The 15,509-nt window shown below is 68.6% G+C and carries 12 protein-coding genes and 1 pseudogene; 5 read left to right on the forward strand and 8 right to left on the reverse strand.

The genetic code is table 11. The annotated features are described in order from the left end of the window. Nucleotides 1-341: 341 nt before the first annotated feature. Nucleotides 342-653 (forward strand): annotated as a pseudogene (locus AB0D85_RS49455) (DUF2625 family protein); the annotation flags it as partial. Between the two features lie 98 nt (nucleotides 654-751). Next, complete coding sequence (locus AB0D85_RS49460; protein ID WP_362337365.1) at nucleotides 752-1,069, forward strand: DUF2625 family protein; 318 nt, start codon at nucleotides 752-754, stop codon at nucleotides 1,067-1,069. A 6-nt stretch (nucleotides 1,070-1,075) separates the two neighbouring features. Here the strand turns inward: AB0D85_RS49460 and AB0D85_RS49465 are convergent. From AB0D85_RS49465 to AB0D85_RS49485, 5 genes are all read right to left on the reverse strand, one after another. Next, nucleotides 1,076-1,872 (reverse strand): IS5 family transposase gene (locus AB0D85_RS49465; protein ID WP_362337368.1). Its coding sequence is split into 2 segments (ribosomal slippage): nucleotides 1,076-1,542 and nucleotides 1,542-1,872, totalling 798 coding nucleotides; the frame shifts between segments, so codons are not numbered across the junction. 100 nt (nucleotides 1,873-1,972) lie between these two features. Then, nucleotides 1,973-2,266 carry a hypothetical protein gene (locus tag AB0D85_RS49470; protein WP_362337310.1) on the reverse strand — a complete coding sequence of 98 codons (294 nt, stop codon included), beginning with the start codon at nucleotides 2,264-2,266 and terminating at the stop codon, nucleotides 1,973-1,975. Between the two features lie 138 nt (nucleotides 2,267-2,404). Continuing rightward, nucleotides 2,405-4,426, reverse strand: coding sequence for a hypothetical protein (locus tag AB0D85_RS49475; RefSeq protein ID WP_362337312.1), 2,022 nt, complete (start codon nucleotides 4,424-4,426; stop codon nucleotides 2,405-2,407). Between the two features lie 308 nt (nucleotides 4,427-4,734). After that, nucleotides 4,735-6,285, reverse strand: a complete 1,551-nt coding sequence (locus AB0D85_RS49480; protein WP_362337315.1) for a HAMP domain-containing sensor histidine kinase — start codon at nucleotides 6,283-6,285, stop codon at nucleotides 4,735-4,737. Between the two features lie 3 nt (nucleotides 6,286-6,288). Beyond that, nucleotides 6,289-7,017 (reverse strand): response regulator transcription factor, encoded by a 729-nt coding sequence (locus tag AB0D85_RS49485; protein WP_362337318.1) that lies wholly within the window; start codon nucleotides 7,015-7,017, stop codon nucleotides 6,289-6,291. A 781-nt stretch (nucleotides 7,018-7,798) separates the two neighbouring features. On the opposite strand from AB0D85_RS49485, the gene AB0D85_RS49490 reads away from it, so the two are divergent. Beyond that, entirely contained in the window at nucleotides 7,799-8,188 is a 390-nt protein-coding gene (locus AB0D85_RS49490) for a hypothetical protein (RefSeq protein WP_362337321.1), read from the forward strand. Nucleotides 8,189-8,627: 439 nt separating this feature from the next. Beyond that, nucleotides 8,628-10,250, forward strand: coding sequence for an ABC transporter ATP-binding protein (locus AB0D85_RS49495; protein ID WP_362337371.1), 1,623 nt, complete (start codon nucleotides 8,628-8,630; stop codon nucleotides 10,248-10,250). Between the two features lie 440 nt (nucleotides 10,251-10,690). On the opposite strand, the gene AB0D85_RS49500 is transcribed toward AB0D85_RS49495, so the two are convergent. The 3 genes from AB0D85_RS49500 to AB0D85_RS49510 all read right to left on the reverse strand — a co-directional run bounded on the left by AB0D85_RS49500 (nucleotide 10,691) and on the right by AB0D85_RS49510 (nucleotide 14,497). After that, the gene (locus tag AB0D85_RS49500; protein WP_362337324.1) at nucleotides 10,691-12,310 is read right to left on the reverse strand and encodes a hypothetical protein; all 1,620 of its coding nucleotides are present in this window, start codon (nucleotides 12,308-12,310) and stop codon (nucleotides 10,691-10,693) included. A 326-nt stretch (nucleotides 12,311-12,636) separates the two neighbouring features. Then, nucleotides 12,637-13,842, reverse strand: coding sequence for an acyltransferase (locus AB0D85_RS49505; RefSeq protein WP_362337327.1), 1,206 nt, complete (start codon nucleotides 13,840-13,842; stop codon nucleotides 12,637-12,639). A gap of 40 nt (nucleotides 13,843-13,882) precedes the next feature. Next, on the reverse strand, nucleotides 13,883-14,497 hold the full coding sequence (locus AB0D85_RS49510; RefSeq protein WP_362337330.1) for a helix-turn-helix domain-containing protein: 615 nt from the start codon (nucleotides 14,495-14,497) through the stop codon (nucleotides 13,883-13,885). 736 nt (nucleotides 14,498-15,233) lie between these two features. Here AB0D85_RS49510 and AB0D85_RS49515 point away from each other — a divergent pair. Next, entirely contained in the window at nucleotides 15,234-15,443 is a 210-nt protein-coding gene (locus AB0D85_RS49515; protein WP_362337333.1) for a hypothetical protein, read from the forward strand. The last annotated feature ends 66 nt before the right edge of the window (nucleotides 15,444-15,509 follow it).

Genomic DNA, 15,509 nt, shown 5'->3' on the forward strand with positions numbered 1-15,509 from the left:
AATGCGCGTGGGCGACGAGATCGCAAGAAGGGTCGGTCAGCGGCAGGGCATTCCGGTCCTCACGCACCACCCGCACTGCGGCAGCGCCCGCGTGCATGGCTTCATCCCGGCTCGAGGACGGTCACCTCGGTGCCTCTGTCGTACAGCGCGCAAGTGCCGGTCAGCTCCCCATCATCGGCCCGCGCACGGGCTACAGGAGAGCGACAACGCCTCGTTGATCATTCCGGCCTGTGCCGCTGGCGAGCAGCCCCTCCACGCCCTAAGAGATCATCTCGTTTGGTGGATCGAAGTGAAGGTGCCCCGGGGGACTGCGTCTTCAGTGCTGGTGCGACGATGCGGGAATGCGCGAGGCCGATGAGCTGCTCAACGTCGATGATCCAGCCTGGCCGCTCCTTCTCCAGGAGCTGTCCGGCACTGACGTACCAGTTGACGTGCTGCCCGGCGATGCCGAGGCAGGCCGTGCCTCGCTGTTGCAGCTCCAGGTCTCGGCCCGGTCGAATCTGGGCGGGATTGTCTTGAATAGCGGCGGTCTGCTGGTGGACAGCGGCTGGTTGCGGATCTTCGGAAGCCCGGGGGACGCCCACGCCGAGAGGCTGCCGGGCCTGGCGGAGATCAACGCGATGCCCTCGACGTTCGATCCGGCCTGGCGGCCAGGGGCGGGACTCGTGGTTGCGCACGATGTGCTGGGCGGGGTGTTCGCCCTCAACAGGGGAAACCCCGTGAAACCGCTCGGCCCGGTGAACCGGGCGAAATCCTCTACTTCGCCCCCGATTCCCTTGGCTGGGAGGCGCTGGGCGCCGGGCACTCGGCCTGGCTGTCCTGGATTCTTTCCGGAGGGCTCCATGAATTCTATGGGAGCCTGCGGTGGGACGGCTGGCGCAGCGAGGTGTCCGTACTGAACGGCCGGCAGGGATTGTCGTTCTTCCCACCGTTGCGGTCGGCCGAGGCCCGCCAGGACCTGCTGGCGACCAGTCGCCGTGCGGTGCCCATGGCGGAACTCCTGGGGCTGAGCCGCGACTCGTGCCTGCAGTTCGACGGCGCCGACCCGGGGTTCCTCGGAGTCGCATGAACCGGCTCACGCAGCCAGACGCCGGTAGCAGATGAGCGCGGCGGCGATGCCGGCGAAGGCGAGGAAGTGTTCTGCCTTGCGCTCGTAGCGGCGGTGCAGACGGCGGCACCCGGCAAGCCAGGCCACCGTGCGTTCCACGGTCCATCGGTGACGGCCCAGTCGCTGGAAGGACTCGATGCCCTTGCGGGCGATGCGAGGGGTGATGTTCCGGGAGCGTAGCCATCGGCGCAGCTGGTCGTAGTCGTACCCCTTGTCACCATGGAGCTTGGTGGGCCGTCGTCGGCGCGGCCCGCGGCGGGAGCGGATGGGCGGGATGCCGCGCACGAGGGGTTCGAGCCCCTGGCTGTCTTGGGTGTTCGCGGCGGAGATCCCGATAGAGAGGGGCAGACCGGTTCGCTCGGTGATCAAGTGGATCTTTGATCCCTTCTTGCCGCGATCTACGGGATTCGGACCCGTCAGGTCCCCCCTTTCGTCGCGCGCATGTTCACGGAGTCGATGGCGCACCGGGACCAGTCCAACTCGCCACGCGCGCCGAGTTCGTCCAGGACCAGGCGGTGCAGCTTGCCCCATACCCGGGCCCGGCTCCACTCGGTGAACCGCCGGTGCGCGGTCGGCCCGGACGGGCCGAAGATCGGTGGCAGTTGCCGCCAGGTACACCCCGTCGTGGCCACGAACAGGATCGCCGCCAGCACTTCGCGATCACCGTAGCGGCGTCGGCCCCCACCCTGCGGACGCACCGGCACAGCCGGGACCACCCGCTGGAACAACTCCCACAACCCGTCCGGCACCAGACGCCCCACCATCGCCATCACGGCCGCCAGCCTAGTGATCAAGCCAGTTGAGACGATCTCTAAGGCGCCGATGTCCGACCCGCACGCCGTCATGCCCTCCCTGCACGGGTCCTCACGCGCCGTTCCCTTCCTGTGCGGTTCGGTGCCCCTCCTGCCCGTGCTGACGGCGGATGCGGATCTCCCTGAGCGACAGGACGACGACCGCGAGATTCAGGGGGAACGCGATGGCGTTGGCCACTTCCGGGATGTGGAAGGCGCGCAGCAGGCTCGCGCCGGCGGCGATCAGGAAGAGTGCGAGCGGCAAGAACCTTCGCCAGGCGGGCAGCTCACGGATCCGGGCAACGGCGACGGCGCACCACAGAGTGAGGCAGAAGAAGGCGAGCCCGAAAGCGACGACAGGAAGCATGCGAGGTATCTCCACGAGGGGAAGCCGAGGCCGTGCGGTGGACAAGGCGGCCGGTGGCTTGCGGATTTGAGGGGCGGGGAGATGGTGCTCCGCGACGGCTGTCGCGGAGCACCACCCTAGGCGCTGGTCAGGGCAGGCTCAGCCCTTGGTGTAGACGATGCGGTAGCTGGACACGTAGCGCCAGGACGTTCTTGTCCAGCTCCAGCCTCCGGTCCGGGTCCATTTGATGCCGGTCCACTTGATCCGGTAGGAGTACTGCCAGTGCGTTTCGTAGGTCGCCAGGATCTTCTGCCGGCCCCAGCCGTACCAGGCCACGACCTTGCACTTGAAGACGTACTGCTTGCGGTACCGGTACTGGCGTTTCCAGGCGCTGATGGGGACCGGCCCGTAATCACCGCTCAGGATGTCCACGTACCAGTGCCAGTTGACGTTCTGCCAGCCGGTGTAGCTCCAGCGGGTGGTGCGCAGGACCGTGGTGGAACTGCGACCGGTCCAGGCGTGCTTGGGTACGCGGCAGGTCGCGCAGCCGGTGACGTCGTCGTTGTTGACGGGGTCGGCACAGGCGTAGTCGTAGGTGTTGCATCTGGAGGTGTTGGCACGGTTGCCGTACTCGTCGGTGGTGAGCACGGTGGGGGCCTGTCCGGCGGTGGTGGGCAGTTGCATCACCACGTCGCCGTCCAGGTTGACGAGTTGCAGCACGGTCGAGCCGGTCTTGGCGGTGGTGGCCACCAGTTGGCCGTCGAACCCGTTCACGTTGCGGGTGACGGCGCCGGGGGCGGTGTCCTCCACGGTCCAGCGCGGGGTGTCCGTGTCGGAGCTGTAATGGTTGAGCTTGGACTGGGTCTGCGTCCAGCTGCCGGACGCGTTGGACTCCACCGTCCAGCCGCGGAAGCGCAGTTGGGAGTCGAGGGCCCAGGTCTGCCGCTGGCTTCCGGCGGTCTGCTGACGTACCAGGTCGTTGGTGTAGTAGGCCAGCGTGGTGCCGGGGGCCGCGGTGGTGCGGCCGAAGACGTCGTAGGTGTAGCCGGAGTCGACCAGGCGGTCGGCGCTGTCGTAGGTGTGGCTGGTGGTCGTGGCACCGGTGGTGGTGCAGGCCAGGCCGGGTTCGGCTGCCGCGGTGGCGAGGGTCTGGCGGTTGGCGTTCTTGTCGAGCGTGTAGCTGCGGGTGACGCACACGCTGTCGACGGTGTCGTCCTCGGCCCGGACCAGCCGGCCGGCCTTGTCGTAGCGGTAGGTCTGGCCGGAGGTCTGGCCCAGCGAGCCGATGCAGGAGGAGCGCTGGCCGTGAACGGTGGGGATGAGGTTCTCGGTGAAGAGCACCTGTCCGTCGCTGTCGCGGGTGTACGTCCGCTGCGTCGCCATGCCGGCCGGGTTGGTGCTCTGGCTCATGGTGTGGCCCCCCGGCAGTTTCTGGGAGCTCACCTGTCCGTCGGCGTCGTAGCGGACGCTGAACGTGCCCGCCACGGAGTCGGTGATGGAGGTGGGCAGGCCGCGGGGATCGACGCTCGTGTCGTACGCGTAGCTCGTGCTGGAGGGCACGTTGTCGCTGACCTGGACGGCGTGGCCCTCGGCGTCGTACTGGCTGGTGGTCACCCCGCCGTCGGCGTCCGTGTAGGAGATGAGGCGGCCGAGCTTGTCGTACGCCTTCTTGACGGTTCCGCCGCCGGTGGAGGCGACCTCGGCCACCTTTCCGCTTGCCAGGTCGTAGGTCGTGGTGACCGCAGGGACGGCGGTGCCGGTGCCCCCGGTGACCGTCACGGTCTTCGTGCGGCCCGCGTCGTCGTAGTCGGTGGTCTTGACGCGGGTAGTGCTGTTGGCGGTCTCCGTGAGTTTGGAGGTCTCGCCCCAGCGGTCGTACTCGGCCGTCGTGGTCACCAGCTGGGTCGGGTTGGAGCCTCCACCGGCGATCGCCGCGGCGGGGCGGGTACGGCAGACCTCGTCGGCCCACTCGGGCCGGCCGCCGCAGACTCCGGTGCCGTCGCCGGTGTAGTAGTCCGTGATCAGCGTGCCGGCGTCGGATCCATTGGATGCGGGCAGGCTGCGCGTGATCTGGCGTCCGGCGGTGTCGTAGGTGGCCTTCTCGGTGATGGCCAGCCCGCCCGGGTCCTGGATGGTACTGGTGGGCTCGCCCACCACCCAGTCGTACACCGTCTGCGTCACTCGGGAATCAGCCGTCAGCGTCGGCCAGTTGCGTGGCCGGCCGCCTTCGGTCCGCTTTATGGCCCCATCCTCAGATACCTGCGGCGAGGAGTCGCGAGTCTATGCGCAATCATGGTTCCGAAGTGTTGAAGCAGCGGCAGCAGTAAATTCGCGGGGGGCCTGTCACCGGGGGCCAGGGGAATCAATGACGCTGTCCAGTACGAACTCCCATCACCGGTGGTCCTGCCTGCATCGGGAGACACCACCCCACGGGACGAACCGGCGACAGCGCGGCTTTGCTGAACCACGCCGGGTCCGTGCGGAGTCATTCAGGTGCTCGTGTCCCCGCCGTCGCGGGGCAGTCGTACTCGGAACAAGGCACCCTGACCTGGCGCGGTCTCAAGTTCCATGTTGCCCTGGTGGGCTGTCACCAGGGCTGAGGCGATGGCCAGTCCCAGTCCCGCGCCGCCGCCTTCCTGCCTGCTGCGGGAGGCGTCGACCCGGTAGAAGCGATCGAAGACACGGGCCGCCTGGTCCGGGGGCAGTCCTGGGCCGGAGTCGGCGACCTCGATCACCCTGGTGGTGTCGGCGGCCGTGCCCACACCGATCCGCAGCAGCGTGCCGGGCGGGGTGTGGGCGATGGCGTTGCCGACGAGGTTGGTGACCACTTGGCGCAGCCGGGCCTCGTCGCCCAGGACCGGGGCCGGGCCGGGCGACGTGCCCGGCCCGCCGGGGCCGGTGAGGGAGACGGGGCGGGTCGGGTCGAGTGCCGTGGCGTCGTGCAAGGCGTCGACGGCGAGCGTGCGCAGGTCCATCGGGGCGAGCTGGAGAGGGCGCTGTTCGTCCAACTGGGCGAGCAGAAGCAGGTCTTCGACCAGCCGGCCCATGCGGACTGCCTCACTCTCGATGCGGTCCATGGTGCGCTTGATATCCGCTTCATCCGATAACGCGCCCATCCGGTACAACTCGGCGAAGCCGCGGATGCTGACGAGCGGTGTACGCAGTTCATGGCTGGCATCGGCGATGAAACGCCGCATCCGTTGCTCGGATTGGGAGCGGGCAGCGAAGGCGGACTCGATCTGCGTGAGCATGCTGTTGAGCACGCTGGCCAGCCGCCCTGTTTCGGTGTGCGGGGAGGCGTCGGGCATCCGGTGGGAGAGCGGTCGCCCGGCGGCGATCTCGCCCGCGGCGGCCTCGATCCGGTGCAGCGGGCGCAGCCCCGCGCCTACGGCGAACCAGCCGCCCAGTCCGAGCAGCGTCACGACGATCGCGCCGATCAGGAGGAACGCGTCCCGCATCTGGGCGGCGGTGGCGTCGGTCTCCTCCAGCGAGGTGGCCACCAGTACGGCGGCCGGAGGATCGGCCGTGTCGTCGGTGGTGTCGACGGAATTGCCGATGGCGTTGCCGACGGACAGGACGAGCACCCGCCAGGGGCTGCCGCTGTCGTCGCCGGGCAGGGTGAACGCCTTGCCCGCGCGGGCGCGCAATTGGGCGCCGTCCATCGAAGGCCAGCCAGGGAACGCCGCCCCTTCGGTCAGCGCCGGCCCGAACTGCTCGGTGACCGTGCCGTCGGCGTCGGCGAAGGCGACCGCGTACGGGCCGCTGAGGGAGGAACCGCCGCGAGCCCGGTGGAGATCACTGTCCGAGAGACCACCCCCGTCAGCCACCTTGCGGGCCACCGGCTTGCCGTAGCGCCTGAGCTTCTGATCGACGCGGTGCACCAACTGTCCCCGGATCGAGCCCAGTACGACCGTGTCGCTGGCGGCGAGGCCGAGCACCGCCAGCGCCACGGCGAGCAGGACCAGCCGTGAGCGCAGCGAGAGCGTGCGGAATCGCACCGCTGACCGCCGGACCGGCTTCGGGACATGGGCGCGCGCCATGGATCAGTCCTGGGTGCGGCGCAGCACGTATCCGATACCGCGGACGGTGTGGATGAGCCGGGGCGCGCCGTCTGCTCCGGGGTCCATTTTCCGGCGCAGGTAGGAGATGTAGGACTCGACGATGCTGAGGTCGCCGCCGAAGTCGTAGGCCCAGACGTGTTGCAGGATCTGGCGCTTCGACATCACCCGGCCCGCGTTGGTCATCAGGTATTCGAGGAGCTTGAACTCGGTGGGCGTCAGGGAGACCGGACGGCCGGCCCGCGAGACCTGGTGTCCCACCTTGTCGAGTTCGAGATCGTCGACGGTCATGACGTCGCCGTCCGCGGCTCCCGCGGTCCGGCGCAGGATCGCGCGGATTCTGGCGATGACTTCCTCCAGGCTGAACGGTTTGGTCACGTAGTCGTCACCGCCGGCCGTCAGCCCACTGATCTTGTCCTCCACGCCGTCCTTGGCTGTGAGGAAGAGCACCGGCAGTTGGGCGTGGGCCGACGCACCGGCGCCTCGACCGGACTGTTCACGCAGTTGTCGAATGACCGCGAAGCCGTCCATGTCGGGCAGCATCACGTCGAGCACCACCAGGTCAGGGCGCACCCGGGCCACGGACTCCAGCGCCTCGGATCCGGTCGCCGCAGAGGCGACCACGAAACCGGCGAAACGCAGGGAAGCCGAGAGCAGTTCCCTGATATTGGGCTCGTCGTCGACGACCAGCAGACTTGCTTCCGATGTGTCCATTGTCCTCGTGGCCCCTGGAGTGATCGCGGAAATACGATCCTGTCGCCACGCGGTACACCGTCAACGCCTGCGGCCGGGATCAACTCCCAGGCCGACTGCGTGCCATCGCCGGTTCCCGCCTTCATGCCCTTCGGTACGGACACGGACTCGGGTTCGCTCAGGTCGGAGGACCGCCCGTCACCGGAGCGTACGGCCAGGTGAAGCCCAAGTCCGGGAAGTCAACAGCATTACGGCTGCTCAGACGGGGCTGATGAGGGAACGGGAGCCCTGCGGGACCTCTGAAGGCCGGCAGTCATCACCACCGCGATCTCCGACCCCGTCGGCCTCAACGCGGCCCTGGTCCACTCCCGCAACCGCGAACCCCCTCAAGTGCCCTTCACGGACGAGCCCCCGCTGCCTCAGACGCATCATGACCAGCAGACCGCAGCTTCCCGGTCTTGGGTAATGCCGGTCGCCTGTGGCAACACCGCCCCGTCGCGGCGCGGTCTATCAGGAATCTCCCAGGAAGCTTCCAGGAAACCCCCAGCTCATCGACTGAGTCCGGGTCTGGGACCACTCGTATTTCCTGCCGTGACAGCCACCAGCTCCCCCCCACGACAACGAGAACCCCGCCACGACGCCGACGCCCATCCGGCTGTCGTATTCCCCAAGAGCGGCGGTCCGGGCCGCCGTTGCCGCCACCGGCCTGGCCGCCGGTGCCCTCCTGCTCACCGCGTGCGGTTCCTCGTCGGTCACGGCGAGCACACAGACCGGGGCGTCCGCTTCGACGGGGACGGCGCGGATGCAGCAGACGGCCGCCTACCGCCAATGCCTGTCCCAGCACGGCTTCACCCCCAAGGCACGGCCCAGCGCAGGCGCGACGGACAGCACCGCGGCACCTTCCAACGGTGCGTCGGCCGATCCCACCCGCAAGCAGGCCGAACAGGCATGTGCCGGCCTGCGCCCCAAGGGCAACCACCGTGGCCACGGGGATGGTGCCGACAAGGAGGCCCTCGCCAAGTGCCTCACGGAGCACGGTGCCGTGGTGCCGTCCGCCTCGCCCGGCACCGGCGCCCTGCACGGGCTCAGCACCGCGGACCCCAAGACCGTCCAGGCCCTCAAGACCTGCCGGAGTCTGCTGCCGAAACACAGCGGCAAATCCCCCACCGCGAGCGCCAGCCCATCCGCCTGACGGGCGGACAGAAGATTTCCGGAAACGGAAAAGCAAGAGGGTAAATCCCTCGCGAACACTCGAAGGAAAGGGTCTCCATCATGTCCTTCCGCAAGATCATTTTGGTGAAGAAGGCCAAAAAGAAGGAAAAGGCCGACGACAAGAAGCACCACCGGCACGGGCACCATCACCACCACAAGCACCACGCCAAGAAGGCCGGCAAGTAACCGCGCACTCCGACAGGACCATTCCTGCGCGCCTCCTCCTTGCCATCGGTGGCAGTGAGCGCGCGCAGGAATGTTTCAACTGCTGAGCCGCACAGGAGCAGGGGGAGGACATGACGTCGTCGCGCACAGCGAGCGGAAAACGCGGCGGACCGGTCCGTCGTACGAAGACATCGCCTCTCGCCGCCTTCCGGACATTCTGGCCGCTGGTGCGGCCCAACCGTTTCGCCGTGTCGATGTCGGTCTTTCTGCTGATGATTTCCACCGGGTGCGACACCGCGTCCATCGGCGTCGTCTCGTACGTCACCGATCACGTGCTGGCCACGGGCGACCTGGCCGCCTTCTGGCGGCCCGCCGAACTGTGGGCCGGACTGGCCGGCGTGGGTGCCGTCGCCTCGTTCGGAGGCAGCTACCTCGCCAGCTGGACCAGCGAACACTTCCTACTGCGGCTACGCGACCGCACCTTCCGGCACATCGAACAGCTCCCGCCCGACTTCTTCGACCGCAACGGCAGCGGCGACCTAGTCACCCGATTGACCGGCGACATCGAGGCCGTGGAAGCCCTGGCCGCCTCCGCACCCGTGGAGTTCATGACCGCGGCCGTCAGTGCCGCCTTCTTCGCTTCCGCCGCCATCTGGACCAACTGGCGGCTGGCCCTGGTCTCCTTCTCCGCGGTACCGGTGATCTGGGGCGTCACCCGCGTCTTCGCAAGCCGGGCCAGCACCGCCAGCCGGGAGGAACGGGACAGCAACGGCGAACTCGCCTCGCTGCTGGAGGAGAGCCTGTCCAACATGCCCGTCGTCCAGGCGTACAACCAGCAGCTCACCCAGAGCGCCAAAGTGCACCGCGAGGGCCGGGTCTGGATGCAAGCCGGGTTGAAGCAGGCACGGTTGTCCTCCGTGTATGGTCCCCTCGGCGAATTCATCGAGACCCTCACCGTCCTCGCGGTCCTCGGCGGCGGAACCTGGCAGATCAGCGAAGGCCGGCTCACCGTCGGCGGACTGCTCGCCTTCGCCGCCTACATCGGCTACCTCTACCCCCACCTCCAGTCCTTCGGCGACCTCCTCGTCGGCGCCTCCTCCGCCACCGCCGCCTCCGAACGGGTCCAGGAAGTGCTCAGCACCCTCAAAATCGACACCCATGGCATCCAAGAGGGCTCTCCGGCGCGCCCCACCCCCGTCCGTGGTGCGATCACCCTGGACGGCGTCGGCTTCGCCTACCCCGGCACGAGCCTGCGGATCGTGCACCAGGCCCAGCTGACCGTCGAACCCGGCCAGCTGGTCGTGATCACTGGGCCCAGCGGCGCCGGGAAATCCACACTCGGCAAGCTGCTGCTGCGCTTCCTTGAACCCAGCACCGGCCGCATCCTGCTCGACGGACGCGACATCGCCGAGCTGCCCGTCGGTGAGCTGCGCCGGCACGTCACCCTGCTGCCGCAGGAGAGCATGCTCTTCGACGGCACGATCCGCGAAAACATTCTGTACGGCCGTCCCGACGCCAGTCTCGACGAGCTGCTCGCCGCCACGGTGGCCGCCGACGTCCATGACTTCGTCAGCACCCTGCCGGACGGCTACGACAGTCCGGCCGGCCGCCGCGGGCAGCGGCTGTCCGGTGGCCAGCGCCGCCGGATCGCCATCGCCCGCGCCATGATCCGCGGTACGCCGGTACTCGTCCTGGACGAACCCACCGCCGGCCTCGACGACGCCTCCACCGCCCGCATCATGGAGCCCCTGCGCCACCTGACCTTCGGCCGCACGACATTTCTCATCACTCACGACCTGCGACTGGCAGCCCATGCGGACCTGGTCGTGGAGCTGAACCACGGATCCCTGAACACCCTGAGCCCCGTAACCATGTGAACACCGCTGACCATTCACCCCTCGCTGCGGCTCCTTCGTAGATGTCGAACGCACGGCTCAGGCCCAGTCGGCTCAGTGCGCTGCGGGTCTGAGCTCCGGTGTGGATGACGACGCCGGGATGCGAGTCGAGGACCTTCCGTACTTCGCCGGCATGTGCGCTTGCTTTGCAAGCAGGTGCACCGGATTGCTCGAATCAGCCGGCAGACGGGAAGCGATCTCATTTCATGGCCAAGTCACCGGACGCGACGGCCGTGGCGGAAACCAAGCGGGACACGACGACCAGCGTCCTCAGACCCACGGCCCCGGCGGCACCGGGTGCGAGCCGGGGATTCCCGTCGGCAGCCTGCGCAGTGGCCGGGTGAACGGACTGGACGGACCGCGGACGCTCGCGGTCGCACTGGTCCTCGCCTTGTGGAGACACGACCGGCCCTGCACCGTGCTCACGCGATGATCGCGACCATGGCGCCAAGGCCGGTCAGCAGGAGCAGGAGGGGGCCGAGTGGCCGACCACGGCCGCTTGGTTGGCCGGGGTCGGTGGGGCGCAGTTCCGGATGATCGCGCAGGGCGGTGAGTTCCTCGGCCATGCGGACGTATGAGGGTCGGATGCGCAGGCGGCGTTCCGCCTCGGGCCAGCCCAGTCCGGTCAGATGCCAGGTCTCTCCGCCGGTGAGACGGATTTCGACGCTGCCTTCCTCCGTGTACTTGGCTGCTCGTACCCGTTCCCAGGGCGCGTGCCGCGTCTTCCAGGCGCCCGTCAGCCACACCCCGGTGCTGTCTGCGGTGACCCGCCAGTTGAGGAGTTTGGCTGCCAGGTCGACCAGCGTGATCAGTCCGACGGTCGGTATGACATCCCAGCCGAACCCGTCCGTCATCAGTGATCGGGTAAGGGTCCAGACCCCGGCCACGATACCGACGGTGATTGCCGAGCCGACTGCCCTGGCCGCGGTGCTCGTGCCCCAGTACATCGACTGTCCCCCGGGCTTCAGGGGCGCGGCGGCCCGGTCCACGCGCTCTTGACGGCGTGGCTTCCTTTCGCCGGACGGTATCGGGTTCTTGTCCGTCCCTGGCAGATGTACTGCGCTGACGGTGCGTATCACCAGCGGATTCGCGTCCATGCCGGTTGTGACGAAGACCAGCTCGCCGCCTTCGTACGGAGCGCCGAACATGACGGCTTCCCGTAGCTGCCTGTCGACGGGGATTCCCTCGTCGTCATACGCCTCATCGTCGTAGACCGCGTCGTCCGCCCCGGTGGACTCGTCCCTGTCCGGGAGCGTGGACTCGCAGTAGCAGTCGAGCAGCGGGGTACGCCCCGAGTCGTCGTCAGCCGCATAGACCACGGTTCTGCCGTCGCGGTCGAAGCGTTCAAGCACACGCAGGACCGGCACCGGTGCGCGCCGCAGTGCCCCTGCCCGCCGACGGGCCAGGACCCCCGCCGCGAGCAGGGAGAGGCCGGGCAGAGCGACGGCCAGGGTCAGCAGTTGCCAGCCGATGGCGTCGTACCGTTCTACGGCCAGGCGCCGCCACGATCCGTCCTCCAGGACGCTCACGGTGCTGCCGATGCCGTAGTCCTCCGGGTAGTCCGCGCCGACGGTGATGTTCCGTGCCTCGTCGGTGCGGATGCGTACCGAGTCCTCGCCCTGGTGGACCACCCGCCCGGTGGTGTGCACGGCCCGGGCCGCATGGTGCTCGTCCGCGTGAATGCCGTGCAGTCCCAGGGCGACCGCCCCCGCGGCCACGGCGAACAGGACCAGCGCTGCGGCGATCGGAATCCTTCCCCGTACCGGCGGACCGACGCATTCAGGCAGGCGGTGTCGTGTGCCGGCGGTCCGCTCGGCGAGTTGCCGCTGTCTGCGCCGTACGGCCAGCCTGGCTCGGGCAGCGGCCCAGCCGAACACCAGGGCGGCCAGCACGGCGAGGTTGGCGGCCTGGGAAACACGGTCGGCGCCCGGCAGTTCGACCCGCGCCACGATGATCGCGAGGAGGGGTGCGGTGACCAGGGCCAGTTCGGGGACCTTGGCGAACCAGTACAGCAGGCCGAGGGCGAGGCCCATCTGCACCATGCCTCCCCAGTCCGGACCGCACGGAGCCGCGTTGCCGCACGGCAGATCCGGCTCCGCCGAAATCGCCCACACGACAGTGGCGATCAAGGCCAGGACGGACCACTTCGGCCGAGCCCAGGACGGGGGACGCAGCCGCGCCCACTCCTCGGCATCGGCGGACAGCCAGGCGGCAGCACCGGCTGGAACGGATCCCGGCGGTATCGGGACAGGGCTCTCGGACACTCGAGGATTATGCGACAGGCCCTCGTCGGCGCCTTCCGGCAACCGACCAGGACCGGAGATGACCGCAGAAGCGCGCCGTCCCGGCACGCCGTCTCCACCGGCCGTCACAGCACGCGCCGAAGTCCCGGTAGCCTGCGCAGCCCGGTGGCGAGGAGGAAGGACATCGGCACCGTCGCGGCGGCAACCAGGCTCCATGCGGCGGTCGCGGACAGCCCGCGGCCAACCAGGTAGAACTGCAGGGTCACTGCCACCGGGAGATGCACGATGTAGACGGTGTAGGAGCCGGCCGCGAGCTCGCGCGTCAGACCGTTGCCGCCGGTGAGGGCTTCGCGGAACAGGGTGAGCAGGCCGACACTCAGCGCCACGCACAGCGCGCTGTCGTACAGGGACCACAGGGCCGATGGTGCGTTGAACCCGCCCGGGCCGAAGCAGGGCGCGTCGGCGCCGACCACGAACAGCAGGGCCACTCCGGCGAGCCCGCCGGACAGCCAGATCCAGCCGGTCCGGGAGTCGAAGCGGTGGAGCCGGCCGTGGCTCCGGGTAAGAACACCGAAGCTGAAAAAGGCCGCGTACTGCGGGAGCCGGGCGGGTTCCATCTGGAGGAAGTCGAGGAACGGGATCCACGTGTCCAGCGGGAACCGGACGCGCACGGCGAAGGTTGCGGCGGCGATCACGGCGGTGACGGCGAACAGGATGCGGTGGCCCGGCGCCGGCAGCTCGTGGCGCGCGCGGTCTGGTCGTCGCCGGGTCAGTCGGGCCACCTGGCGGCACAGGACGTATACGACGCTGTAGACGAGCAGGTTCTGGATGAACCACAGGTGCGCGAACTGCAGGTCGGGCCAGGACGGGCCGGTCCAGTCGGCGGGCTTCTCCCCCAGCCCAAGGTAGACGTCGGTGAAGTAGTGGGGGAAGGAGATCGGCCCGTAGCCGCGGTAGTGGACGTAGTAGGCGTACAGCACACCCGGGACGATCGTGAGCGCGCCGACGACGACCGGGACGCCGAGTCGGAACAGACGTCCCATCAGGAAGCGCCGGGCGCCGTGGCGCTCGTAGGAACTCGGTACGAAGACGGCGGAGACGAAGAAGAAGAGGCTCATGAAGAAGGAGCCGTTCACGGCAGAGAAGGTGGCCAGCGCCTGCTCACGCGGTTGGCCTTCTACGTACCACCAGTCGGCGGGGCCGTACGGCTGGGCGGCGTGGTGGAGGACGACCAGGACGGTCAGTACGACGCGGAGGTTGTCGAGCCAGGCGAGACGATGTGCGACGCGGTCGGGAGTGCGGGACGGTAATGACAGCGGGAAGGTGTCCATGCGTTCAGTCTTGTAAACATCTGTACACACCACACTGGGGCTAACCCCCGTCCGAGCCCTCCAGCCTGCCGTAGTACCCCCTCAGGAGGAGCTGCTGGTTGGCCGCGCTCCGGCGGGCCAGCACCTCGGGCCCGAACATCGGCTCGTCCAGCTGCGGCTGCATCACCCGCTCAAGCAGTAGCGGGCCGAGGATGAGGCACAGCATCTGGAACGGCGCCCACTCCTCGTCCGGCCCCCGTTCCCCGTGCACGGTGGACAGCCGCTCCAGCTCCACACGCGCACCGGACAGCAGACGCCCGAACAGTTCGGCGCTCGCCTCGCTGTCCTCAAGGAGAACTTGACGCAGGTAGCCGCGCAGCACCGGATCCGCTCCGAACAACCGGGCGGAGACCTCGCCCAGTGAGGCCATCACCCCCTTGTCCGGATCGATTTCGCGCAGTTGCTCGGCGATACGCCCCAGGACATGCTCGTCCACGGCCGCGCGCAGGCCCTCCTTCGAGCCGAAGTGGCGGGTGACCAGCGCCGGCGAGAGCCCGGCCGCAGCCGCCACCGCTCGAGTCGACGTCGCCTCGAACCCCCGCTCGGCGAACAACTCCAACGCCGCCTCACGCAGCCGCGCCCGCCCTGTGAGATCACTCTTCGACACCGTCCGCATGCCCGCAGCGTAACTGCGGGACCGTGCCCGCTCCTGCGTGCACTCGATCTCGGCGGCGACCACTGCCTGCGCTCACGAGCCCGCACGTCGCACAACTCGAAACCCGACAGCTTCCCCAGGCCATGAAGCCCGGCACACAACCCGGCAAACGACCGCGCCCGACCAAGATCCCCGGCCATCCCCAACCCGCGCGCGATACAACGCCGCTGGCCCTCCGGGAGTTACCGGTCCCGCAGGATCCAGCCCCCGGGCCTTCCCCCACGCCGACTCGTCCACCTCACCGAACGGCCTTTCCAACACGCCGCAACCTCCAGCATGCGCCACACCCGACAGCCGACGACCCAACCACACCCGACTGACATCACCTCAGCGGACAGACAGCCGCTACGGTCCTGCTGTGGAATACCCGTCAACACCCACCGCACAGACGAGCCAGCCAAGGGGCTGGCACACCGCTCCCTAAAGAGCAGGTCATCAAGTGCTCCCCGCCGCCGCACATGACACCGCTCGCTGCCGGGCAAGCCCCGGTGTATGCGTCATCCCGGAGTGCTCCCCAACCGTCGTGGAGGATGTCGCCGTCGGGTCGATGACCTTCTTCCAGGTGCACCTCGATCAGAGAATGAACTTCGCCGAATGAGGCGTCGTACGCGCCGCGAGACGGCGCGCCCACTGCGGCCGCTTCACCGCCGGCTCGGCGGGAAGAGCCCGCAACGGCATCAGGGCCGCTATCGAGTTCATGACCTGGCTCGGCGGCTGGCTCATCACCATGCGAGCCAGCCGCCGCACCGGCATCAGCGCATTCATCCGCTGGACCGACGCACGCCACCTGACCGACGACCTCGGCGTCCCTGTCAGACGCCATGGCATGCCCGAACACTTCCTGCACGACGTCGAGTTCCAGGAACAGTTGCGGCGCTGCCTCAATGACCCGGCCCTGCCTCTGTAAGTGCGCGTCGCGGCGCAGGGCGGTCGGTGACATTCACGCCCGTAGGCGGCGTGCGGCACAGATACG

It is taken from the genome of Streptomyces sp. NPDC048277 (assembly GCF_040652235.1).
In the GTDB taxonomy this organism is placed as follows: domain Bacteria; phylum Actinomycetota; class Actinomycetes; order Streptomycetales; family Streptomycetaceae; genus Streptomyces.